This window comes from Terrimonas pollutisoli, assembly GCF_029360765.1.
In the GTDB taxonomy this organism is placed as follows: Bacteria; Bacteroidota; Bacteroidia; order Chitinophagales; family Chitinophagaceae; genus Terrimonas_B; species Terrimonas_B pollutisoli.
In genome coordinates, this window is record NZ_JARKNA010000001.1 from 325,084 (window position 1) to 351,815 (window position 26,732).

At 42.0% G+C, this 26,732-nt stretch carries 14 protein-coding genes; 11 read left to right on the forward strand and 3 right to left on the reverse strand.

All coding sequences use genetic code 11. The features are described 5' to 3' along the window. Position 1: 1 nt before the first annotated feature. The 3 genes from P2W73_RS01315 to P2W73_RS01325 form a co-directional block, all read right to left on the reverse strand. Positions 2 to 1,042: a LacI family DNA-binding transcriptional regulator gene (locus tag P2W73_RS01315; protein WP_276500167.1), complete on the reverse strand. Its 1,041-nt coding sequence runs from the start codon at positions 1,040 to 1,042 to the stop codon at positions 2 to 4. Between the two features lie 368 nt (positions 1,043 to 1,410). Continuing rightward, complete coding sequence (locus tag P2W73_RS01320; protein WP_276500168.1) at positions 1,411 to 1,815, reverse strand: hypothetical protein; 405 nt, start codon at positions 1,813 to 1,815, stop codon at positions 1,411 to 1,413. Further along, a complete protein-coding gene (locus P2W73_RS01325; protein ID WP_276500169.1) occupies positions 1,784 to 1,987 on the reverse strand; it encodes a hypothetical protein in 204 nt (67 codons plus the stop codon). The genes P2W73_RS01320 and P2W73_RS01325 overlap by 32 nt, the downstream gene beginning before the upstream one ends. A gap of 513 nt (positions 1,988 to 2,500) precedes the next feature. On the opposite strand from P2W73_RS01325, the gene P2W73_RS01330 reads away from it, so the two are divergent. The 11 genes from P2W73_RS01330 to P2W73_RS01380 all read left to right on the forward strand — a co-directional run bounded on the left by P2W73_RS01330 (position 2,501) and on the right by P2W73_RS01380 (position 26,727). Next, the gene (locus P2W73_RS01330; RefSeq protein WP_276500170.1) at positions 2,501 to 3,544 is read left to right on the forward strand and encodes a LacI family DNA-binding transcriptional regulator; all 1,044 of its coding nucleotides are present in this window, start codon (positions 2,501 to 2,503) and stop codon (positions 3,542 to 3,544) included. 135 nt (positions 3,545 to 3,679) lie between these two features. Beyond that, on the forward strand, positions 3,680 to 6,856 hold the full coding sequence (locus tag P2W73_RS01335; protein ID WP_276500171.1) for a SusC/RagA family TonB-linked outer membrane protein: 3,177 nt from the start codon (positions 3,680 to 3,682) through the stop codon (positions 6,854 to 6,856). A 19-nt stretch (positions 6,857 to 6,875) separates the two neighbouring features. Continuing rightward, positions 6,876 to 8,666 carry a RagB/SusD family nutrient uptake outer membrane protein gene (locus P2W73_RS01340; protein ID WP_276500172.1) on the forward strand — a complete coding sequence of 597 codons (1,791 nt, stop codon included), beginning with the start codon at positions 6,876 to 6,878 and terminating at the stop codon, positions 8,664 to 8,666. Between the two features lie 53 nt (positions 8,667 to 8,719). Next, positions 8,720 to 9,931, forward strand: coding sequence for a DUF5013 domain-containing protein (locus P2W73_RS01345; RefSeq protein ID WP_276500173.1), 1,212 nt, complete (start codon positions 8,720 to 8,722; stop codon positions 9,929 to 9,931). A gap of 99 nt (positions 9,932 to 10,030) precedes the next feature. Continuing rightward, positions 10,031 to 11,326 (forward strand): alginate lyase family protein, encoded by a 1,296-nt coding sequence (locus P2W73_RS01350; RefSeq protein ID WP_276500174.1) that lies wholly within the window; start codon positions 10,031 to 10,033, stop codon positions 11,324 to 11,326. Between the two features lie 393 nt (positions 11,327 to 11,719). Further along, complete coding sequence (locus tag P2W73_RS01355) at positions 11,720 to 19,159, forward strand: LamG-like jellyroll fold domain-containing protein (RefSeq protein ID WP_276500175.1); 7,440 nt, start codon at positions 11,720 to 11,722, stop codon at positions 19,157 to 19,159. 322 nt (positions 19,160 to 19,481) lie between these two features. Continuing rightward, positions 19,482 to 20,690: a glycoside hydrolase family 88 protein gene (locus tag P2W73_RS01360; protein WP_276500176.1), complete on the forward strand. Its 1,209-nt coding sequence runs from the start codon at positions 19,482 to 19,484 to the stop codon at positions 20,688 to 20,690. 16 nt (positions 20,691 to 20,706) lie between these two features. Then, entirely contained in the window at positions 20,707 to 22,608 is a 1,902-nt protein-coding gene (locus tag P2W73_RS01365; protein ID WP_276500177.1) for a glycoside hydrolase family 97 protein, read from the forward strand. A gap of 27 nt (positions 22,609 to 22,635) precedes the next feature. Beyond that, on the forward strand, positions 22,636 to 24,039 hold the full coding sequence (locus tag P2W73_RS01370; protein WP_276500178.1) for a sugar porter family MFS transporter: 1,404 nt from the start codon (positions 22,636 to 22,638) through the stop codon (positions 24,037 to 24,039). 311 nt (positions 24,040 to 24,350) lie between these two features. After that, positions 24,351 to 25,283 carry an ROK family protein gene (locus P2W73_RS01375; protein WP_276500179.1) on the forward strand — a complete coding sequence of 311 codons (933 nt, stop codon included), beginning with the start codon at positions 24,351 to 24,353 and terminating at the stop codon, positions 25,281 to 25,283. Positions 25,284 to 25,302: 19 nt separating this feature from the next. Further along, positions 25,303 to 26,727, forward strand: a complete 1,425-nt coding sequence (locus P2W73_RS01380; RefSeq protein WP_276500180.1) for a glycosyl hydrolase family 28 protein — start codon at positions 25,303 to 25,305, stop codon at positions 26,725 to 26,727. Positions 26,728 to 26,732 lie beyond the last annotated feature (5 nt).

The following is a 26,732-nucleotide window of genomic DNA, read 5'->3' on the forward strand; positions in this document are numbered from 1 at the left end:
ATTATTCCAAATGATATTTTACTGAGGACTTTCGGATCTCCAATTCCACCGGTAGTTCGACTTTTTTGAAGCTGGAAGGGGGCCGTTTCGCCTCGATAAGTTCTATTAATAATTCTGCGGCTGCTTTGCCCATTTCAAAAGCCGGTTGACGAACCGTAGTTAAAGCTGGATCGAAAAGGTCGGGAGCACTGAAATTAGAAAAACCGGCAAGTGCTATTTTGCCAGGAATAGCAATATTTCTTTTTTTCAGGATAGAAAAACTGCCAATTGTCAGACGATCCGAAGCAGTGAATATGGCATCGGGTGGATTCTCAAGAGAAAGTAATTCATCTATAGCCGTTTCAATTTCGTCTTTGTTCATACCTCCGTGAAAGCAATATTTGACATAGGCTTCATCAACGGGAATATCGTTTTGTTGCAAAGCCTCGTAATAGCCAGCCAGTCTTTCATGCGTAATAGAAATATTCAAGGAACTTGTGATGTGGGCTATGCGCTTATAACCGGATTTAATAAAATGTTCTGTTGCTGCTTTTGCGCCTCCTTTGTTATCCGCTACAACGGTATGTGTTTTGATCGCATTTGTTATCCGGTCAAAAAAAATAAGGGGCACTCCTTTTTCGTGAAGTTTTTTAAAATGCTCTACATTTTCTGTTTCTGTTGAAAGTGAGACAAGCAATCCATCTACGGATTTCCAGGCGAGGTGTTCCGTGTTTTTAACTTCTTTCTCATATGATTCCTGGCTTTGCGTGATAATAAGATGATAGTCCTTATTGCTGGCGACGAATTCTATTCCACTGATGACGTCGGCAAAAAAATTATTTGGCACCGAGCTAATAATTAATCCAATAGTCCGGCTTTTCTTGCTTTTGAGGCTTTGTGCCATCAGGTTGGGCCGGTAATTATTGGCCATGGCATACTCCAATACTTTTTGTTTGGTTTCGGGGCTGATCTTATAACTGTCACGAAGGGCCCGCGACACCGTGGCTATAGAAAGGTCGAGTGCTTTAGCGATATCTTTTATAGTGATTGATTCAAGTTTCATACGGGAATTATGGATGATGGGTGCTAATGCGCCTTTTGCTTATGCAAACATTTTAACGTTTTCAAATATGAAAGTAAGATAAATCACAGACTGCATTATAAGGTATTCGTCAATAATAATATAAAGAAGTGAATTCGACTTAATGCAAACGCTCTGCTCCAATTAAATCCAGCTTTTTAAACTGGCTTTATCGAAGACCTTAAAATCTCAAGGCAATGGTATATTTTATATTAAACGGTGTGCCCGGCGTAAAGTGAATTTCGGGGACTGGTTGCGGTTCATTATACAGCCTGCTTGTGGTGGCAAACTGGGTTTCGTTCCAATTTGCATTAAAGACATTTTCAGTAATGATGCCAAAACTGAATTGCTTACGGGTCAATTACTGTTTTTCTGTTTAGTGTATGCGACAGTTCAATATCTTTTACAGCATCGTATCGCCAACCAATACCTGTTTGCCAGTTCACAGGTATATTTCCCCAATTTGTTTGTTTGGTAATTACTGATTCAAATCCGGCTATGTCCCTGTTTTCCTTTTGGCGTATCTGGTCACCATTTACAGGATCATTTAAAAAGAAAGTAAAGTTGGAATACAGATCAAATGCATACCTGCTATAAAACAAATTGCTTTTTATGCTGGTATTGTTGTTGATATAATGCCGGTGTTGTAAGATGAGATTTGTTCTTTGTGTATTGCCACCCTCTGCTGAGTCGATGCTTCCAAGCCTGGTAATGAGCCCTGCATCAAAAGCTCTTCGGTATTTGCCCGCTGGCATTCCATTTACTTGAAAGATGAGAAAAAGAAAGAGACAGTTTATCTCTTTCTGAAATATCGCTACTATATTTTCCAAATACATTAAGGCGATAAAAATTCTGCGGCGCTTCGAAATAGCCGTCTGTGTTGAGATATTCAGTAGCGATACAGGCAGATTGCTTTGGTGTGTTCAAAATGTTCTGTTGTTGCTCCCTGCACTTTCTGTATGTTATTCCATTGATGGGGTAGGTGAAAGAGTTATCGGGTACCGGGCCAATAAACTAATCCAATTGTCCGGCTGACTCAAGTCTCATTTAGTAGTCATGGATGATCGGTGCAAATGCGCTTTTGCCTTATACAATCATTTTTGACGGTTAAAACATGGAAGCAAGACAAATCCCGGATATCGCTACAATAGATTGAATAATAGTTATATACAACATAGAAGCCTAACTTATGCAAACGTTTGCCCAAATTAAATTTAACAAGTTGATAGCTAAATCGATTAATTGATGTTCCTTTATATTGTCATTTTTACACTTATTCTTTTTGCTAAATCGATTAACAAAATTGAGTGGAAATGACAAGGAAGATTAACGATTGCTATCCGCCAGACATTTTTTTGAGATCCTCTCGTCTGCCACCCGGCTATCGCTAATCCCCGATTTAAGGTTCAATTTTTTTAGACGTAACTGAAATCTGATTGCTTGAAACGTAAACAATCCATACATGATGTAGCAAAAGAGCTGAACCTATCGGCCACCACTGTATCATTTGTAATAAATGGAAAAGCTGCTGAAAAACGAATCAGCAATGATGTAAAGGAAAAAGTGCTGGCTTACATAAAAGAAACAGGCTACCAAACCAACATGGTGGCCAAAAGCCTCCGCACTGGTAAAACAAAGATCATCGGCATGCTGGTGGAAGATATTTCTGACCCGTTTTTCTCAAGCATAGCAAGAGTAGTAGAGGAGAAGGCGTACAAGCTGGGCTATAAAATATTTAATTCAAGTACAGAGAATGATACAATCCGTGCCAGGGATTTGATCAAAGTTTTCAGGGAAAGGCAGGTAGATGGTTATATTATAGCTCCTTCGCCGGGCATCGAAGAAGAGATTCAGCAACTCGTAGATGACAATTTTCCTGTTATTCTTTTCGACAGGTATTTTCCTGAATTGCCCACTCATAATATTATTGTTGACAATGCCGGCGGAGCCTACGAGGCGATGCAGCATTTTGTAGAAAATGGTTATAGAAGTATTGGTTTTGTGACCCTCGATTCAGCGCAGGTGCAAATGCAGGAAAGGTTGAATGGTTATTTACGTGCAACCTCGGAGAATGCGCTCCAGCCGTTTATTCAAAAAGTACCTTACGATACTGCGCTTGACAAACATGATAAGATAGTAGAACAGGTTAAAGCATTTGTGCATAAAAATCCTGGTCTTGATTCTATTTTATTTGCGACAAACTATCTCGCCATCGCAGGCCTGCAGGCGTTAAAGGATTTGAATCTTACAATACCCGGCAATATTGCTGTGATCGGCTTTGATGATAATACACATTTTTCATTGTTCTCACCTTCTGTTACTGCTGTGGCGCAACCGGTTGAAGAGATGTCGGCGAAGGTGATGGAACAACTGATGCTTTGCATAAATGATGAAAACAGGAAAACCAAAAATACAACGATCCGACTACCGACAAAACTAGTGATAAGGGAGTCCTCGCTGAGAAGGAATGGAGTAAAACAATAGCCCGGTTACATATTGAACAGGATTAAAAAAAATCGACGAAAATCGAAGCAGGATTTCTTTTGCCCGATCCGAACCCTATGAATTAAAAATTAAGCGCAAATCAATCAAATCTAAAAAACAAAAAAAACTTGCGGTATGAGAAAAATTAAGTCAAAGCAAGGAGGAAAAATGGTCGCATTTACGATGCTCATTTTCTTTTTGGCTTTTTTCAGTCCTTCCTCTTTTGCTCAAACTAAAACGGTAACCGGAAAGGTGGTAAATGCCGATACCAAAGAGCCTTTGGCAGGAGCTACGGTAAAGGTAAAGGGCAGTACGAAAGGTACAACCACCGATGCCGATGGAACATTCGCCATTGAAGCACCCGAAGGGGCTGTTCTCGAAGTAGGGTCTGTAAGTTACCAGGAACTGGAAATAAAACCTTCCAGGACCAAGGGAGCTTTGGTAGTCGGATTATCGCTTAAAGAGAAGGATTTGGGCGAAGTAGTAGTGGTAGGTTATTCAAAGCAAAAGAAAGCAACCTTAACAGGCGCTGTTGAACAGATAACAGCCAAGACTTTTGAAAACCGTGCCGTAACGAATATCGGTTTGGCTTTGCAGGGAGCAACACCGGGGTTGTTGGTTACCCGTTCCTCTCCGAGGCCGGGTAATGAAGGTTTGAATCTTGTGATCCGCGGTCTTACTTCAGCCAATGGCAGTGCTCCTTTGATCATCATTGATGGAGTGCCTGCGCTTAACTCTTATTCATTTTTTAATATGAATCCAGATGATGTTGAAAGCATTTCAGTATTAAAAGATGCGTCGGTAGCCATTTATGGAAGTGCTGCAGCCAATGGTGTTATATTGGTTACTACTAAACGCGGAAAAGGAAAAACCAAATACGACTTTTCCAGCAATATGCGCTTTACAACCAATGGTATTACCGGCTATTCGCCCAACATGCAGCAATATGCTACCATGTGGATTGAAGCCAATAAAGAAGAAACCAATCCTAACTGGTGGGTATGGGGAAATAAGGATAATATGCTGAAGATGCAACAGGGTGTGGAAGGCGCCTATCCACTTTTTGGTATCGACTACTACATTTTTAATGCCAACCGCATTAAGGAAATGTTTGCCCGCCGTAATTCTTATCAAAACAATATAAGCATTTCGGGCAGCGACGAAAAAACCGCTTACCGCTTATCCCTTCTAATGGCTGATAACCAAGGCAACCTGGCGACAGCCTACGATGGACAAAAACAATACAATGCCCGCTTTAATTACGATATTAAATTATCGCAAAAGCTAAAATTAGAAACTGCTATCAGCCTGGTTGATGCCAAAACCAGCACACCTTCTGCCGGTTTGGATAATACTTTATACGGGTATGATATGCCCTTCTTCCCTGCGAAGAATCCATTCGGACAGTGGTTTGCCACTTTTAATGGTGTAGATGGCGGCGCCAACAGGAATGCTGCTGCCAGAACCAGTGATGGTGGACGTGATAATCGAAATTCGCTTACCGGAAGAGTGGATTTAAAAGCTATTTACCAGGTTTATAAAGACCTCTCGATAGAAGGCCTGGCGTCGGTGCAAAATGAACGCTTTAACCAGGAAACATATCTTTTAGCCCTTCCCGTGTATAACTGGTATGGTAGACAAACCGGGTGGGCTGGAGGTTTGGATACGACCAAAACCAATTATTATACATATGCATGGACAGGCGTTACTCAGTATTATCAGCTTTTAATGCGATATAATAAGAACTTGAAAGGGCTGCATAATTTCTCTGCAGTTGCCGGTATTGATGCTCAAAAAACAAATACCAACTGGGTATCGGCAAACCGCACCCTTTTTACTGATTTGGGAGTGCAAAACATTAGGCTAGCCACAGGAATACAAACAAACGATGGAGGTAGCTCACTAGTTGGTAACTATGCTTATTTGGCCAGATTCAATTATGGCTATGCCGACAAATATTTATTGGAATTCCAGGGAAGAATTGATGGAAGTTCCCGGTTTGCGCCTGGCTATAAATTCCAGAACTATGGCGGTGTTTCTGCAGGATGGGTATTTACCAGAGAAAAATTCTTAAGCGGTATTAATTCTGTTCTTGATTTTGGTAAGCTTAGAGCAAGTTGGGGCAGCGTAGGTAATCAGGCTACTGGTCTTGGTGCATTTGATTATTTAACCCTTGTAAGAACTGGTACTACGGTATTAGGTTCACCCGCGGCTTTGCAAAGCACAGCTTCTATGACTGACTTAACCAGTTATACCAGGACATGGGAAAGAGTGGTGCAAAAAAATATTGCACTTGATTTGGGTTTCTTTAAAAACCGCCTGTCGACCACTGTCGAGTATTTTACTAAGGATAATATCGGAATGCTAATTGGTGTAAACTATCCTTCGGTGTTAGGTGGCAATCCTCCCGCAACCAACAATGGGCATTTTAGCGTGAAAGGTTGGGAAACCATTGTAAAATGGAGTGATGGAAAGAAGGATTTTTCATACAATATTGGTGTTACCCTGAGTAATACAAAAACGAAAGTGACCGGAGTTCAGGGTGCTGATAATTACAATCCCGGAAGAAACGGCCTGGTAAACGGGTTTTCTTTCCAACCATGGTTTGTTTACAAAACAGACGGTTATTTTAAAGACCAGGCTGAAGTGGATGCTTATTATGCAAAATATGGTTCCAGTGCTGATTTAGCAGGGTTACCTCAAAATAATGTGGCTGTAGCCCTACGGCCAGGTGATATTAAGAAAGTAGATGTATCAGGCAAAGGCAATATTACCGGTTCGGGCAATGCAAATAGTTCGTTGGTATATGCAGGCGATGGTACACCACATTATACATTTGGAATAAACTTAGGAGGGGCATGGAAAGGATTTGATTTAACCGCATTTTTCCAGGGTCAGTTAGAGCAATTGATTATGCGAAACGGGTATATGGCCTATCCTTTCGGTGCAATATGGACCAACCAAAACCCTTCGTTCATTGGTAAAACATGGACCGCAGAAAATCCCGATGCCATTTTCCCACGCTTAACAGTTAACGGAACCCGTGCAAAGTGGAACTATGCCAACAACGACTTCATGTTGCAGAATAACCGGTACATCCGTTTAAAAACTTTGATTGTTGGCTACACCCTGCCTGAATCCTTAATGAGAAAAGTAAAGCTGGAAAGAGCAAGAGTATATTTTTCTGGAAATGACTTGTGGGAGATGACGCATATCAAAGATGGCTTTGATCCTGAAATGGGAGAGACTTCTCAAAATGCCGGTTATCCCTTTGCCAGAACATGGTCATTCGGTGTAAACATTGGATTTTAAAAACTGAAATCATTCAATCATGAAAAAAATATTTAACTATATCATAATAGGCAGCTTATCCCTTGGCGTTGTCTCTTGTAAGAAAGATTTTGTTGACCTTAAGCCCAAGGACGCTTTTTTAGATGCGGTTTATTTCAAGCAACCAGGTGAATTTAAGGCTTACGCTACAAATTTTTATAGCAAGTTACCAGGTTGGGATTTTGGTACAATGGATAATAATTCTGATTTGTCTGCCAATGCTAATGGTACTGGTTACGATATTGGTCACGGAACCATTGCAACCAGTACTTCTGCAAACTGGGATTATTCCGGCATTCGTAGTAGCAATATCCTGTTATCAAAAGCAGCAGCTTATACTGGCACTGGTGATATAAGCCAGTACGTAGCTGAGGCTTATTTCTTCCGTGCCTTTGCCTATTTCAATCTGCTAAAAACTTATGGTGGTGTACCTATTATAACTGAAGTACTGGATGTTAACTCTCCGGAATTATATGCACCGCGCAACAGTCGCTACGAAGTAGTGCAGCAAATCCTGGCAGACCTCGACCAGGCTATTCCAAAATTGCCAACAGAGCAAACAATACCCAGTACCGACAAAGGCAGAATAAGCAAATGGGCTGCTGAGGCATTTAAGGCCCAGGTTGAATTGTATGAAGCCACCTGGGAAAAATATGTTGGCCAGGATCCGGATGGCGATGGTACAGCAATAGGGGCAGGCAAGGCTGGGCACGATGCAGCGAATGTAAATAAGTATTTGGCTGATGCAATAGCTATGTCCCAGGATGTGATGAACAATGGCGGATACGCAGTATGGAATAAAAATTCAGTAGCCAGTATGGCAAATTCCAGCTCCTGGTATTTGTTCAATTTAGAAGACGCAGGAAGTAATCCGGGAGGCTTTGATAAATCCACTAACAACGAGTTTATCTTATATACCGTATATGATTATACGCTAAAAAAACCTGGAAAGAATATTTCATGGACATCCTGGCAGTTATATCCCAGCCGCAAATTTGTAGATATGCCGGTTTGCAAAGACGGGTTGCCTATAGACAAATCGCCTTTGTTCCAGGGCTATCATAAAACAGGGGATGAATTTAAAAACAGGGATCTGCGTTTAACAAATTACCTCTATGCCAGTGCAACCGGGCCGACATCAGCTACATTAGATTATGGTGGCTTAGGCAGCAGCGGATATGGCAATGCCAAATACGCCGTATACGGTTATGGAACCCGTAGAACTGATAATACCGAATCGGCTAATTATCCCATCATCCGTTTGGCCGAAGTGTATTTGAATTATGCAGAAGCTTTAATTGAGCTAAACGGATCCATTACAGATGCAGAGTTAGATGCATCTATTAATAAGTTGAGAGACCGGGCCGGAGTGGCACGCCTTACTAACGCTTTAGTAACTGCCAATGGTCTGGATATGAAGGAAGAAATAAGAAGAGAAAGAGGTGTGGAGCTATACCGCGAAGGCAAACGCTTTGATGATTTGAAACGCTGGGGAATTCTGGAAGCTTCTTTGAATCCTTCACGCCTGGGCATGGTAGTAGGGGGTGCAGATTATCCTACTGATTTCAAAACTGCTTCATCTACAGGTGCAGATAGCGTTATCGTTGCTAAGTATAAAGCTTCATCTTATGTGTTTGGCGAGGAAGAAGTACAAACTCCTGCCGGTACATTAAAATGTGTGGTGGTTGATAGTAAGCAAAATCATACAATTGCTAAAAAGCATTATCTGTATCCCATTCCTCTTACCCAGATTTCATTGAATTCAAAATTGCTTCAAAATCCAGGGTATTAATAGCAACTATAATTGATTGAACGTAATTAATTCATTTCTCTTAAAGATTTTTTATGAAGAATAAATTTTTAAATATAGTCTGTGGCCTAATCGCAATAGCCATCATCGGCACCAGTTGTGAAAAAGATCCGGAATTCAGGGAGTTTAATTATCCTGCAGCAGTGCCATCAGGTATGAGCCCGGCCAGTGGTTATGCTATGACCAATGTTACGATTACCGGTACCAATCTCGACACATTAAAAGGAGCAGTAAAAATTTGGTTTGGCGGCATACAGGCAACCAATATAGTAAGCGCTAAAGGCAATCAAATAGTAGTGCAAGTGCCGGCGAATGCTGTATCCGGAAAAGTCAGTCTCCAGGTATGGACTACAAAAGTGGATTCAGTAGGAACGTATACTGTAATTCCTTCTCCGGTGATTAATTCAGTGGCTTCACAAAATGCGCAAAGCAATGTTGCATTTCCAGGCGATACATTAGCGATTAAGGGTATTCGCTTCGGTACAGATGCTTCTAAAATGGTTGTAAACTTTAATGGAACTCAGGCAAATATAATTACCCCAATTACTGATACACTGTTTAAAGTAATTGCACCGGCTTCATTTGCAAGCGGTAATGTAACACTTACAATGGGTGGCTTAACTCTTACGGCCACGCCGGCTATTATTAATCCAACAGCAGCAGGTGATATTACACCCTATTTTTTAGGGAATACCGGGGATACTGTTAAGGGTGGTGGTTTTACTAATATTGCGGCTCCATACGATGGCAGATGGGGAGTGCTTGCTGCTCCATGGCGTTCTAATGCAGCAGCTTTAAACAAAACTAATGGCACAATTGGTGGTTATGGTAAGGAAGCCTGGGGCATACCTCCCGGTTATATTTGTTGGGAAACATGGGGTAATACGCCTGTTACAGATGGGATAATTTATCAGCCAACTTCAATGGCGCTGCCAGCAGGAAGTTATACTTTTTCATTTAAATATTATGCAGAAGTACAAACTAACAGCACTGTTTATGGTGTGGTAGCAGAAGGCGGAAATGGTATTCCTGTTCTTGCTGATCTTGGTACAGCATTGGCATCTGTTCAATGTTATAATGGAACTGCTATTGGTTCTACCACCCCTAATTTAACTGAAACTAAAAGTATAACGTTCACACTTGCCAGTTCGCAGGTTGTTTCAATCGGTTTTTTAGGCAATTTGGCTGGAGCAACAACTAAGGGCGCTTATTTTAGAGTGGCTTGGATAAAATTAGTTAAGAACTAAATGTTCCTAAAGCTTTGGAGATGCCTTACATCTCCAAAGCTGTTTTTTATCCGAACTATTAAACAAATTGTTTTGAGAAGGGATGGTAAAGCAAAAGTTATGTACAAGAATTACAAAATATTTGTGTTGTTCGTTTTTGTCGTTTCGGCTATAAGTTCCTGTAGTAAAAAAGAAAAACTTAGCGTTAGTACAAGTGAGACAACGGCTGCTATAAAATACATTGATACCCTTCCTGCATCAACACCCATGAAGCATGTAGGAGCGCTGCATACGCAGGCGGATTTTGATCGCATTAACACAAAACTGGCTTCCAATGCCGAACCTTGGATAAGCGGATGGAATAAACTGATCGCCAATTCGCATGCGCAAACAACTTATGTGGCCAATCCAACAGTAAAGCTTATACGTGGAGGGAACAGCGCTGAAGAACCAGAACCTGATAACTATTCCCGTGCCATGAATGACGTTGCTGCTGCTTATCAGTTGGGGCTTCGATGGAAAATTTCAGGAGATACCACTTATGCCCGGGCAGCAGTAAATATTTTAAATGCATGGGCTGCTATTTGTATAAAACTAACTGGCAATTCCAACGTGGCACTTGGTGCAGGTATCTATGGGTATCAGTTTGCAGTAGCAGGAGAATTGCTAAGAGATTTCAATGGCTGGCAAGAAGCAGATTTTGCAAAATATCAACAATGGATGCTCAATGTTTTTTACCCGGTCAATTATGGTTTTTTATCAGGGCATTTTGGTTGCCATCCGGAACATTCATGGTCAAATTGGGATTTGTGTAATATGGCATCTGCAATGGCAATAGGTATTTTAACCAATAACCGGGGCATTTATAATTATGTGATCAACTATTATCAACGGGGATTGGGAAATGGAAACAATTTCAAAACCATTTTTTATGTATTTCCAGGTGCTGATTCCACAATGGCAGAAATGCAGGAAAGCGGAAGAGACCAGGGACACTGCACACTTTCGCTTGCGTTATTGACAACAGTTTGTCAGCTTGCCTGGAACCAGGGAGATGATTTATGGGGCTTTAGAAACAATATTATTTTAAAAGCAAGTGAATATGTGGCTAAATACAATATAGCCATGTTAAATGTGCCTTATTATCCTTATAGCTGGCATGAAGGAGATCCATGGACCGGATGCGGGGTTAAAACAACATTGTTGCCAGAAATAGGGTCGGGCGGCAGAGGTAACTTACGCCCAATGTGGACGATGATTTATAACCATTATGCAAAAATTAAAAACCTGCCGGCGCCCTATTCTGCTATGGGTGTGCAGCGGACGCTACCGGAAGGCGGAGGCGGTGACTACGGTCCCAACAGTGGTGGATTTGATCAACTCGGCTTTGGCACTTTGCTGTACACTTTGGATTAGTAAATGTTTTTGGTTGAAGAAATAAACAAACCAATTATTTTAAAAACAAGGCTAATGAAAATTAAAAAGTTTGTGCAATGAGTAACTCTCAATAAACTCTTAAGCCGCCATCCGGTATACATTTTAAACAACATATCAGACATAAAATTTTTAGCAGATAATCGTAAGCAATAGCGGAAGAGGTTTCTACCTTTTCCTGTTTTTAAAAAAATAACTATACTCTGCAAGTCATGCTATAGACGAATGTGTGCTTCAGCCGGATGACCAGATGAAATAAAAACATTGGTTTCAAAAAAAAATACTGCAATCAAAGCTTGCCAAATTGATATTAGAGATGCCAATCTTTAGAAAAACAATTTCAGCATTCTTTAACGTGTTTAAACAATTGCCAATATGAAATTTTTTACGCTTGGTTCTGTAATGAAAACCGCAATTCTTAACTGCTTTTGGGTAACGGTTTTTACCTTCTTGATTTGTGTTAATACAAAGGCACAACGTTTCCAACATCCGGGCATACCATTTACAAAGTATGATCTTGAACAGCTCAAAGCAAATATTACAAAAGAGCCTTGGCTATCAGCTTATAATTCCTTTAAAGAAGACTATCGTTCTAAACTCACCTACACGGCAAACCCCAAAGCAACAGTAACCCGTGCACCTAATTTGAATAATACAGTTTGGATCAATGATATGATCGCTGTTCATCACCTGGCCTTTATGTGGGTATTTACAGGCGACTCTGCTTATGCACGAAAAGGCACAGATATTATAGATGCCTGGGCAGTAACCAATACGGTTTGGGGTGGTAATGAATCCATGCTCGACATTGGTGACTTTACCGAATACTGGGCCACAGGCGCCGATATTCTTCGTGGTACATTTCCAGGCTGGACTGACTCTAATACCGTCCATGTCAAGAACTATTTTGCCAATGTGCTTTATCCAACTTCGTTTGTACCTTATCAACTGCGTGATGCAAACAAAGGTGCCCTTCAGTTGAAAATAGCTTTAGCAGCAGCGGCTTTTTGCGATGATGTCACAAGATTTAACCAGGCCATTGATGTGTACCGCATGGATGCCGGCGGCGGCATGCGCAACTCATTAACCAACGGCGAAGTAGGCGATGCCGGCCGTGACGACCACTGGCGGGTACAAGCTGCAGCAATTGTGTGGGGGGCCGAACTGGCCTGGAAACAGGGTATTGATATGTATGCAGAATTGGACAACCGGGTACTGGCTATTGGTGAACTATATCACAAATTCGCTTTTGAAGGCGATACGATGACCTTCATTCCATTTGGTGGTTATGCCTCTTACTGGACTAACTGGGGCATTGCACCCGGGGCACGTCGTGGAGATATGACTAACCTCATGCTTGGTGCGTACGCTCTGCGTAAAGGTATTCCCACGCCGTACACTGACAAGATGAGGGCCGCATTAGGTGGAGCCGGTGGCGACTTTTTATACCTGAAATCATCCGATACTTCTACAGCTACTCCATTGCCTCCGGTGTATTATCCTTCAGAGCATGTACAGCCGGTAAGTCATTTAACCAATACAGATATTGGTAACCCCGGAATAGCAGGCAGTGCTTCTTACAACAATGGCGTGTGGACCGTAAAGGCAGCGGGCAATTCAACAAGCAGTGCATTCAATTATACATTTAAAAAGATGAGCGGAGATGCGGGCCTGGTGGTAAAGGTTGATAATATGTCTCTGAGCTCGGGCGGTTCCGGAGTCATGATCCGGCAGTCGGTGGCACCTGGTGCTCCTTTTTGGGACATCTTCCTGTCAGCATCGGGTGGGACAGGCAGGCATTGGCAGCCTAAAGCCCCTTGGTGGCTTAAGATAGAGAGGGTAGGCAACCGCATATTTACTTATCATTCGCATGACGGTGCAAACTGGACCGCCCTCAATTGTTTTTATTCTGAAAGCGGATATCCTGCTGAACTCTATTATGGCTTTTATACACTGTCTAATAATACTTCGGCTCTTAATACCACCAATTTTACTAATGTAGGTTTCAGCCAGGCTGCACCTGAGGGTTCTCCTGAAATCAGCAGTGCCACTTCCCTCACAACTACAGTTGGCGCTCCGTTTAATTATACTATTACTGCGAGTGGAGCTCCCACTACATATGGTGCGAGTGGCTTGCCCGAAGGTTTATCCATTGATGCTGTAACTGGCGTTATATCAGGAACACCAACTGCAATTGGTCAAAGCGAGATAACCTTAACTGCCACCAATGGCATTGGTACAGGTAGAGCTACTTTAATGCTTAAGGTTATCGGTAGTGATATACCTGCTGTTCCCGATTCCGTGGTAGCAACAGTAGTTAATACCACGCAAATTAAACTTACCTGGAAAGCCTCTGCCAACGCTACCGGTTATTCGGTTAAACGTTCACTCACTCCGGGCGGACCTTATACTCTCATACAGAGTGGTATTAATGTTACCAGCTTTACCGATGCTGCTCCTGTTCCTGAAGTGAACAACTATTATGTGGTAACAGCTCTTACAGGTGAACTGGAGAGCGGAGTTTCCAACGAAGTATTTGGTTCTGTGCCACCGGCAATTCCCGGCAAGCCAGTAGTAACCAGCAAAAACGGTCAGATAGACCTGACCTGGGCTACAGCTAACGGTGCTACTTCCTATAAAGTAAAACGTTCATTAACTACCGGCGGGCCTTACACAGTTATTGCACAGGTATCTGCAAACAGTTATTCTGATGTAAATGTCATTAACGGCACCGGGTATTATTATGTGGTTTCGTCTGCGGGTACGAGCCTTGAAAGCGCCAATTCTTTAGAATCATTCGGTGTACCTGGTTCCAATTCTTCTACATGGAGTTCAACTCCTGGTAGTAATCTATGGAGCGAAACAGGCAACTGGGTGGAGAACAGCGTGCCACAAAGCCCTGCTATCGTAACGTTCAAAAACACTGCAGATAGTGTTTTGACAAATAACCTTACAGGTCTCGAGGTTTCAAGAATGCTGTTCGATACAACAGCCAGCGCTTACACCGTCAATGGTAACAGCTTTACGCTGAAGACCGACCTGGTGAACATATCTTCCAATACACAAACCATCACAACACCTATTACAATTAATGAACAGGTGAATGTAACTGCTACTTCAACCATTAAATACACAGGTGTTCTGAGTGGCTCAGGAGGTTTGACAAAAAATGGCGGTGGCTGGCTTATGCTGTCGGGACAAAATACTTACTCCGGTAATACTATCCTTAACGGAGTTGTTGCTATTCAGGCGCATGGTAAAGGAACATCAGGTGCACCAACATCAGGTCCGCTGGGCACAGGTAAAATCATTATGAACGGAGGCACCATACAATCCGGTGATAGTGCAGCTACCATCTATAATGATATTGAAGTTGTTGCCGGGAAACGAAGTTTTCTCAATCAAACTGTCAATTCCATGACTATTTATGGTAGGATTACAGGAAGCGGCACTTTGTGGGAAGATGGTAACGATTATCCGGGCATCAATCTTTATGGAGATAACAGTGGGTTTACAGGAACATTTGTTGCAGCGCTTCGCAGCGGAAGAAACCGTGTTCGTTTTATGGTTCCGGAGGCGGGCAGTGCCAAAGCATATTGGAATCTTGATGCAAATGGAATTGATTGCATAGGCATTGGTTTCAAAACAGGCACACTTCACTTTGGTGCACTTTCTGGCCGTGGTTATATTCGTAATAATGCTGGCGGTACACCAATAATCAGCATTGGTGCATTAAATCAGTCAACATGGTTTGGTGGAACTATAGCTAATTATTTTGATATTGTGAAAGTAGGTACCGGAACGCTGTTTTTTGGCGGCAACCATACTTATTGGGGAACTACCACCATCAAAGACGGCGCATTCCTTTTGAGCAATAGTCCAACTAATGGCGCTTTTGCAAGCCCTGTTGTGGACAGCAGCGGTATATTCGGAGGAACTGGTCTTAGCCAGGCATCTGTAACAATCGGTACGGGAACTTCCGCAACCGCTATGCTCGAACCCGGCAATGGCAGTATCGGCACGTTTACTACCACAAGCAGCCTTACACTTAATAGCAATGCAATCTATAATGTACAGGTAAGCACAAAAGATACAATAGCAGATAAAATAAAGGCCGGCACTGTTAATCTGGTGGGTTACCCTGCGCTGGCAGTAGTCAATACAGATTCTGCTGCATTGGCATTAGGAACCAACTTTACGATTATCGAAAACACCGGCAGTAATGCTGTATCCGGTACGTTCAAAGATCTTCCCGAGTTAGGTCTTATAAAACTTGGCAACCATAACTTCCGCATTACTTATATTGGAGGTGATGGTAATGATGTTGTACTGAGGGATGAACGTGTTGTGCCAATGACCATCGTAAGTGCTAAAACAGATACCGCACTGGTGGGCAAGGCATACAGTTATACTATTCAGGCTATTCATTCGCCAAACAGCTTTAATGCTGCAGGACTGCCTGATGGCCTGAGTGTAAATCCATCAACCGGCGTAATATCCGGTACGCCAACTGTAAGCGGCAACTTTGCAATTGTTTTAACTGCAGCTAATGATACAGCTTCAGTAACAGATACACTGCGTCTTGCAGTATTGAAAACAGTAGTGGAAAATGTGCTGGCTGCTGAAGGCGATACAAAAGTTGTTTTAGAATGGAATCCCATTCTGAACCTCACGTATAACATTACACGTTCTACATCACAGTCTGGTCCGTTTACTTTGGTGGGCAAGGCCACTGCTGCAAGATTTGCAGATTCTCTGCTTACTAATGGTACTACCTACTATTACATCATATCAAGTGTAGATGGAAGCGTAGAATATCCCGGAACATCTCCAATAGCGGCTACTCCGCAATTAGGTCAATGGGATTATTATAAGTTTAACGACAGCACTGGTACAAAAGCCATTGATTCATGGGGTGCCCGTCATGGTGCATTTACCGGCGGAGCCAGTTGGACAGATGGTCTTCAGGGTAAGGCTGTTAAACTGAATGGAAGCAATGGATATGTAACACTTCCAACAGCATTGATGAGTTCTGTCAATAATTTCACCATTGCTACTTGGGCAAAGGTGGATGCAAGTGCAAACTGGGCAAGGATTTTTGATTTTGGCACAGGCACTACTAACTATATGTTCTTAACAGCACGGGCAAGCACAGGTTATGTGCGATATGAAATTATTACCGGTGGTGTGGTACAACAAATCAATAGTACAGTAGCCATTGCTCCCGGCGGATGGCACCATTTTGCGGTAACATTATCGGGCACCACTGGAATACTTTATGTTGATGGAGTTGAAATAGGCCGTAATAATGCCATGACAACAAAACCATCTTCACTGGGTAATACCACACAGAACTGGATTGGCAAATCGCAATGGAGTAGCGATCCACTCTTCAATGGTTCCGTGGACGAGTTCAGAATTTACAACAAAGGTTTAAGTGCATCAGAAATATTGGCACTGGTTTACCAATCGGTACCGCCGCCATCACCAATCAATCTTTCTGTTATTGGTGGTAATAATCAAATAGCATTAACATGGTCTGCACCAACGAGTGCTACAGGTTATAATGTAAAACGTGCCGAAACTGCCGCAGGGCCTTTCACAACTATTGCGAACGTAACGAGCACCAGCTATATTGATAGCACAGCTGAAAATTGCAAAACCTATTTTTATGTAGTATCGGCAATTAACAGTGTAGGTGAAGGAGCAAACTCATCGGTGGCGAGTCTTTCATTTGGTAAAAAGCTTACAGGTGCACTCATCGGTACAAACGGTTCATGGGGTAATAATGCTGCTACAACCAAAGCAGCAGCAGTGGATGGCAACCTTGCTACTTTCTTTGATGCTCCAACAGGTACAGCCTGGGTGGGATATGATTTGGGAGCAAACAATAACAATGTCATTACCAAGCTGAGATATGCGCCACGTGCCAATTTTGCACCTCGCATGGTAGGCGGCATGTTCCAGGGTTCTAATGTTGCAGATTTCAGTTCTGCAACAACATTATTCACTGTTACGGCCCAACCAACAGTTGGTGTTTATACAGAGCAGACCGTTTCAAATAGTACAGCTTTCCGCTATATCCGCTATATCTCTTCAAGCACCGGCTTTGGTAATGTTGCTGAAGTTGAGTTTTACGGATTTCTGGCCCAAGCGCCACAAATGTTGAGTAAAGCCGGCACACAAAACATTTGGTATGATTCGTCATTCAGTTATTCAATACAAGCCAGTAACAGACCAAACAGTTACAGTGCTGCAGGTTTGCCCGATGGCTTAACGCTGAATACCTGCAACGGTATTATTTCCGGTGCACCAACCACTGCAGGAACTTTTTCTGTGATACTTACTGCAGCAAATGATTGGGGTTCGGTAAATGATACAATGACACTAACGGTGTACAGATTCCCCACCGTTAAAACAAAGAGCATAGAAGTAGCGGTGGGCGCAGATGGAAAAGCATTCATCACACCACAACAAGTGGATGATGGTTCGATAGGTTATTCAGGAGTGCTGATATTAAGTTTAGACAAAACAGATTTCACTTGTGCTGATATTGGTTCACCAGTAACCGTAACACTTACTGCAACAGATGCAGATGGGCATTCAGGCACAGGAACAGCGCAGGTAACGATTGTTGATAACATCAATCCAATTATTACCGCACCAACAGATGTAAACGCAAATGCTGACAATGGCGTTTGCGCTGCAACGAATGTTTCACTCGGTGCTCCGGTTACTTCCGACAATTGCGGTGTGCAATCCGTGACGAATGACGCACCGGCAAGTTTCCTTGTAGGAAGCACAGTAGTGACCTGGACAGTTACTGATGTTCATGGCAACAAGTCTACTGCTCAGCAAACAGTAACCGTTGCAGATAATGAAAAACCAACGCTTACTGCAGCATCAAACCAATTCTTCTGTTACAGTATTGCAGGTTCTTATACTGTTCCTTCATTGATTGCTAATGATAATTGTGGTATTGCTTCTGTTAGTTACAGTGTAAGTGGTGCTACTTCAAGAAGTGGCAATGGGTCAGATGCAAGCGGTTCCTTCAATGCAGGTGAATCAACAATTGCATGGACAGTAACAGATATTCATGGAAATGTAAGTAATGCAAGTACTGTTGTAACTGTAAATGCACCGCTTGCTGTTAGCATTCCCGATGTATATGCATTAAGTGCAGGTGTTGATGCCAACACGATCTATACCGGCTATGGCGCTTCATCGCTTACCATTACTGCGTTACCTGCAGGAGGCAGTTCACCCTATACGTATAGTTGGAACACATCTCCGGTTTCAACAACACAGGCAATTTCCGTTACGGCAGCAGGAACATACACTGTAACGGTAACAGACGCCAAAGGATGTGAGGCAACAGTCTCCATCACAATTAAAGTTGTTGATGTGCGCTGTGGTAATAAAAACAAAAACAGGATGATTTGTCATAGTGGTAATTCGCTATGCGTTCCTTATGAAGATGTGCAGGATCATTTAAACCACGGCGATTATTTGGGAACCTGCAATGCTACTCCTTCACGTTCTGCAAATACAAGTACAGCAGCATCAGTAGAATTAGTTAAGGAAGGCACGATTGTTTATCCAAATCCTGTTACTGACAAGCTGATCATTAAAGTGAGCAGATTGCAGGAAGGAGCCTTGGTGAAAGTGTATAATGTAAACGGAGCAGTAGTTGTTACGACCAGGCTGACGAATATTATCCAAAGCCTTCCTGTGCAAACACTGGCTGCAGGTATATATTATGTGCAGGTAATAAATGGCGGTGTTCTTACTACAACAAAAATTGTAAAACAATAATGAAACAGTCATTTGAAAAACCAAATAGTAGGTGTGAGGCAAACGGCACAGGAACAGAATTGTGAGGCTGGGAATAGTTACTAAAAAGAATTCATCAGGGGCGGCAGTTTTTTATATCCGTTAAGCAGTTGGTTATTTTAATAGCTGCCCTTGATGAATTTATTTAAAGTCTATGACAGGCGACAGAAACTCTTGTCTGCATAGACTTATATTTTATGATAGTAAAAAGATAAAAACATTTCATAATATCTTTAAACGGCGATGATGCCTGGCAAAACATCTATCGTATGCTGTTAGCAGTTTATATCAAATTTTAAATTAAATGAGAGGGTCATTGATCATAATATTGTTAAGTGTTGTTAGTTTGGCTGGTTGTAAAACATCCGAACAAAATAATATTGACACAGCCAAAGAATTGAACTATTGTCTTGCACAAGCAACAAAAACATTAAATGGGTTGACTGATTCATCCATGATCCCCCGCAGCATTGCCAATGGAAAAACAGCATGGCGGTTTGTAAACTATCGTGACTGGACAAGCGGCTTCTGGCCCGGCATTCTCTGGTACGCCTGCGAATATTCAAATGATGATAAATGGAAAAAGGAAGCGGCCCGTTTTTCTTCCGTTCTCAAACCGCTTGTTGATTCAGCAGCCATTGATCATGATCTAGGCTTCCAGTTTTTTTGCAGCATCGGTAACGGATACAGGCTCACAAAGGATTCATCCTATAAAACAATTTTGCTAAGAGCTGCTGATACACTTGCCAGGTTATACAATTCAAAAGCTGGAACCATTTTATCATGGCCACGGGAAGTGCCAGGTGTTGACTGGCCTTTGCGTCACAACACTATTATGGATAATATGATCAATCTTGAATTGTTATTCTGGGCATCAAAGAATGGCGGCAGTAAAAATTTGTATGATATAGCAGTGAAACATGCAGAGACAACCATGCAAAATCATTTTCGTGATGATTACAGTTCTTATCATGTAGTGGTGTATGATACTGCAACGGGGAAAAAGATCAAGGGCACTACACACCAGGGATACAACGACAGCAGCATGTGGGCAAGAGGGCAAAGCTGGGCCATCTATGGTTATACAATGGTGTACCGGGAAACAAAGGATCCTAAGTTTTTAGACTTTGCTCAAAATGTAACAGATGTTTATTTACAAAGTCTTCCCGATGATTTGATTCCTTACTGGGATTTTAATGATCCTGCCATTCCCAATGCCCCCAAAGATGCATCGGCTGCCTGTGTGGTAGCTTCAGCGTTATTAGAATTATCTACATTGGTGAACAATGAGAATAAATCAAAACTGTATCGAAATAAAGCAGAGGCCATGCTGAAGGCATTGTCTTCATCAAACTATCAAAGCGGTGATGCAAATAATGCCTTCCTGTTACATTCGACCGGGCATAAGCCAAATGGTGGTGAAATAGATGCTTCGATTATTTATGCTGATTATTATTATATCGAAGCATTGCTCCGATTAAAGAGATTGCAGGAAGGAAAAGCCATTTATTAAAACCTTTAAACACACAATGAAAAAAAATATTTTCATAATTGTCTTTTTACTGGTCATTACAGACTTATACAGTCAGCAAATAATAGATTCTGCCAAAACAACTGTTGTGTCGCCGGATAAGAATTACACTGTCAGTTTTTACCAGAAAAGAAATAGCGACGGTACAAGAACCATGTTTTATAAAGTTGATTACAAAAATCAACCAGTAATTCATGAGTCGGTATTAGATATACAGCTTGATAATAATCTTTCCGAAAGAGCGATGGCTCTGCCGGTTGATAAGCATGCAAAGTGGTGTGAAAATTTAACCGTGAAGAAAATTGTTTCTTCTTCTCATGATACTTCATGGCTCCCTGTTTATGGTGAAAGAAATAAAATCAGGGATCATTGTAACGCCATGACCATTGAAATGATCAAAGATGACAATCCCATTTACTTAATGAATGTGGAAATAAGAGCTTATAATGAAGGTGTGGCTTTGCGATATTTTTTCCCTGAAAATAGTAAAGGAACTTATTACCGGGTAATGAATGAGAATACAGAATTTGCTTTGCCTGAAGGAACAAAAGCGTGGCATCATTCATGGGCGCAGGCACCGTATAAATTATTGCCTTTGAAAGATTGGCCTGACGAAAGCGAAAGACCGTTGACACTGCAATTACCCAATGGATGGTTTGCCTGTCTTGCTGAAGCACAGATGGTGGATTATGCAAGAACAAAATTTAAACTGAGCAATGAAAAACCAAATACAGTTCTTACATCCATGTACACACCTGCTGACCTGATCTCACCTTTCGCTACGCCGTGGAGGGTGATCATGGTGGCGGAAAAAGCCGGTGGTCTTGTTGAGAACAATGATCTTTTATTGAATTTAAATGAACCTTCAAAAATCAAAGACCTTGGTTGGATAAAGCCGGGAAAGATCATGCGGGTAATGACGCAAACAACCAAAGATGCTTTTGAAAATATTGACTTCGCCGAAAAGCATAACCTGCAATACATTTTATTCGATTGGAAATGGTATGGTCCTGCCTTTACTTTTAATTCCGATGCTACGAAAGTCGCCATTCCTGATTTTGATCTGCCTGCTATTATCAATTATGGGAAAGAAAAGGGAATTGGTGTTTGGCTGTACTGCAATCTGCAGGGTTTATATGCACAAGCTGATTCGTTGTTCAGGGTGTATAAGGAATGGGGAGTGAAAGGAGTAAAATTTGGATTTGTACAGGTGGGTTCGCACCGATGGACAACCTGGCTGGAAGAAATGCTTAAGAAAGCAGCGGAAAATAATATCATGGTAAATGTACATGATGACTGGCGACCCACCGGCGAGCAACGTACCTGGCCCAATCTTATGACAGCAGAGGGAATCAGAGGGAATGAAGAAATGCCTGATGCCACGCACAATACTGTTCTTCCCTTTACAAGATATATCGCCGGCGCTGCTGATTATACTATTTGTTACTATGATAAACGAATAAAGACAACACATGCCCATCAGTTGGCATTAGCAGCTATCTATTATAGTCCGTTACAAACCTTGTACTGGTACGATAAGCCTGCCTTCAGCAATGATGAGCCCGAACTGGAATTCTGGGATAAGATACCGGTATCATGGGATGAAACAAAAGTATTGCAGGGCAAACCGGGTGAATTTGTCAGCACGGCAAGAAGAAAGGGCGACGATTGGTTTGTAGGAACTATCACCAACAATGATGCAAGAACCCTGAAGCTATCTTTTGATTTTTTAACAAAAGGGAAAAAATATACAGCCACCTTTTACAGCGATGATGAAACAGTGTCGACAAAAACCAAAGTGAAAGTAGAACGCAAAACGATAACTTCAGCAACAGTAATGGAACTGAAGTTAAAAGCCTCGGGAGGGCAGGCTGTTTGGATAAAACCATTCACGAAATAAGTTATGTCAAATCACTAATCGTTTTATATGCAAATACAAACCAGCGATTTTTCAGGCAATGTATCTTTAAAAAGTTCGTCCAATCTTTTAACCATTTCATTGATAGCCGCCCTTGCCGGATTTATTTTTGGGTTCGACACAGTTGTTATTTCCGGCGCCAATCAACCTATTAAAGACCTTTGGCACACCACCGAAATTTCTCCCTGGTTTCACGGGTTCTTTATTATGTCAATGGCCCTGTGGGGTACCGTAGTTGGTGCTATATTCGGCGGCATACCAACCGATAAATATGGCAGAAAAAAAATATTATTGTGGATTGGTATTTTATTTAGTGTGTCAGCACTAGGTTCTGCATTGGCGCCGGATCCTTATACATTTTCTTTCTTTCGATTCATAGGAGGCCTGGGTATTGGCGTTTCTTCGGTGGCTGCGCCTGCTTATGTTTCTGAAATTTCTACTCCTGCAACAAGAGGACGCCTGGTTGCCATGTATCAATTCAATATTGTATTTGGGATATTGATCGCTTTTCTTTCCAATTATTTTTTAAAAGGAGCAGGCGGCGAAAATGACTGGCGTTGGATGCTTGGCGTAATGGCAATTCCCTCGCTGCTTTATACATTAATGGTAATGGGTATTCCTGAAAGTCCCCGATGGCTTTTGGCACGGAAAAATGATACGGCAGGGGCTAAAAAAGTATTTGAAAGAATAGGTGTCGCTAATGCTGATGAAGTGATTGAATCGGTAAAGGAAGGCATCAGGCACGAATCTTCAAACGGGCAGAATATTGGTTTTTTTCATCGCAGGCATAAAACAATTTTATGGCTTGCATTCATGATCGCATTTTTTAATCAATGGTCGGGGATCAACTTCATTTTATACTATGCGCCGGAGATACTGGAAAGAGCAGGGCTGGCTTCTGTTGATTCATTGAAGAACTCCATTTATATCGGCGGCACCAATCTCATTTTTACCTTTGTTGGCTTGTACCTCATTGACAGGCTGGGCAGAAAGACATTAATGATCATCGGCTCGCTGGGTTATATACTCAGCCTTGCATTGGTGGCTTATGCTTTTAAGTCAGCAGCAGGTCCCGCCTTCCTGCTTACATTCCTGTTGCTTTTTATTGCATCGCATGCTATCGGCCAGGGCGCAGTAATCTGGGTTTTTATTGCTGAAATTTTTCCTAATAAAATAAGAGCAAGAGGCCAATCCTTTGGCGCCAGTACACACTGGGTATTTGCCGCGATCATTACATTGATCACACCGGTTTTTTTGGACAAAACCAACGGAATATTGAAAGAGAACCCCTGGCCCATATTTGCTTTTCTTGCGTTCATGATGTGTCTTCAATTAATATGGGTATTGACCAAAATGCCCGAAACAAAGGGAGTATCGCTGGAAGAGCTGGAGAAGAAATTAGTGAAGGAATAAATAGATAAATGGTGTTAAGAGTTTAAAGTTCTTTTGTGAAACAGGCAGCGAAAAGTAATGATGATTTTTTTGATGCCCTGATGAAAGGACGATGAAGGGATTGCGACCCGCCTTCGCAATGCTTCGAACGGGCAGGCGCAAGGGACGATGCCATAAAAAACCATAGCTGGTATAAAAATAAGCTAACGTGAAACTAAACTTAGGTACAAATAAAAATTTACACGAGAAACCAAGCATGATATCCCGATAGTCCTGAGCTTGTCGAAGGATCGGGGACAAGTATTGATCAAAAAACAATAAAAAATAAACAGATGAAACTTTGGGGAATAGACTTAGGCGGAACAAAGACCGAATGCGCCGTACTGAATGAAGATATGAATGTCATTATTCGTAAACGTATTTCAACAGAAGCACACAAAGGTTATAAACACATTCTCTGGCAGGTGCTGAAACTGGTGGAAGAAGTGGCTGAAGAGATCAATGAAAAGCCCGGGCGGATCGGTTTTGCTACTCCAGGTATGCTGGAGCCCGAAACGCAAACAATGAAAAATTGCAATACGGTTTGCATGAATGGCCAGGCAATGAAGGATGATCTTGAGAATATTTTAAGTGTGCCGGTGAGACTGGCAAATGATGCCAACTGTTTTGCCCTTGCTGAAACATTAATGGGAGCAGGGAAAAACTATCCCGACGCCAAACTGGTGTTTGGCGTTATCATGGGAACGGGTGTTGGCGGGGGATTGGTGGTAAATAAAGAGATCATTGAAGGAAGACAGGGGCTCGGCGGCGAATGGGGACATAATATTTTAGAAGAAGGCGGCGCTCCCTGTTATTGTGGTAAGAAAGGTTGCGTAGAACAGGTGATCAGTGGTGTTGCGCTGGAAAATTTTTATGAAAAAATTTCCGGTGTGCATTTAAAACTTTCTGAGATATACCGGCGTCGCCAGGCCGGTATTGATTCTCATGCAACGGCAACAATCGAACGCCTGCTGGAATATTATGGCAGGGCTATTTCCACTTTGGTTAATGTCATTGATCCCGACCTGATCGTTATCGGCGGTGGTGTGGGTAATATAGACCTGCTTTATACAGAAGGTTATGAACGCATCAAAAAATATGTATTCAATGATGGCAGGCTCTCTACGCCTGTGGTTAAACCATTGCTCGGCGACAGCGCCGGTGTATTTGGCGCGGCGTTGTTATGGCAGAAAGCAGCGGCTTATCCTGTTGGCATCACTCATTAAAAATTACGCTTGTTACAAAATGAAAAATTTATTTGTTCTTTTTCCTTTTTTCCTTTTTTATTCAGTTGGATATACGCAACGGTTGATCACCTATCCTGCTCTGCAGGCGGTTATTAACTCCATGCATAATGATGATTTTACAGTAAGGGTAAGAAAACCGGGTGGCCAATGGAAGGATCTTTATGAATACAATGTAAAGGTGGATGAAGTAAAGGGAACGTCTCATCATGTTGAGAATGCTTCAATGTGCAGTTTCGATTTCTCAGGCGAAGTGGAAGTTTTAGTTACAAGCAATAAAGGCAACGTTCAGCAAGCTCGTATCCGGCCGTTGTCTTACGGTATTAAACCGGTTATAAAAGGGAATACCATCAGTTTCAAATTGAAGCAACCACGTAACCTTTCCGTTGAAATCAATGGCGATATTTTTCATAACCTTCATCTTTTTGCCAATCCCATTGATGAGTTTGTTCCCAATAAAAAAGACACTAATCTCATTTATTTCGGAGCCGGTATTCACAAGGTTGACAGTGGTAAACTGAAAGTGTCTTCCGGAAAAACAGTTTACCTGGCCGGCGGGGCTGTGCTCATGGGACAGGTGCTGATAGAAGGCGTTCGTGACGTGAAGTTGCTGGGGCGTGGAATTATTGATCCTTCAATAAAAATGGGAGTACGCATTGCAAACTCAAAGAATATAACGGTTGAAGGGATAGTGACTACACAATGTGCCACAGGCGGATCAGACAGTGTAACCATCCGGAACGTAAAAAGCATCAGCTATTATGGTTGGGGCGATGGTATGAATGTTTTTGCAAGTAACAATGTGCTGTTCGATGGAGTTTTTTGCCGCAATTCAGACGACTGTACCACCGTATATGGAACCCGGGGTGGCTTTACAGGCGGTTGCAGAAATATCACCATGCAAAATTCAACACTATGGGCTGATGTTGCCCATCCTATTTTGATCGGCACACATGGTAACAGCCCCAATCCGGAAGTCCTCGAAAACCTGAATTACATCAATATTGATATTCTCGATCATAAAGAGGTTCAATTGGATTATCAGGGATGCATGAGCATTAATGCTGGAGATAATAACCTGGTGCGTAACGTACGGTTTGAAAATATCAGGGTGGAAGATTTCCGCCAGGGGCAACTGGTAAATCTCCGTGTCTTTTATAATAAAAAGTATTGTACGGCGCCCGGCCGTGGAATTGAGAATGTTTTGTTCAAGGATATTACCTATAACGGAAAGAATGCTGAAATATCAATTATATCCGGTTATGATGAAAACCGGCAGGTTAAAAATGTGATCTTTCAAAACCTGGTGATAAACGGCACCCTCATTACCGATGATATGCCGGGCAAACCCAAATGGTATAAAACTTCTGATATGGCAAGAATCTTTGTAGGTGAGGATGCAGAGGGAATTGAATTCAGAAAATAATTATC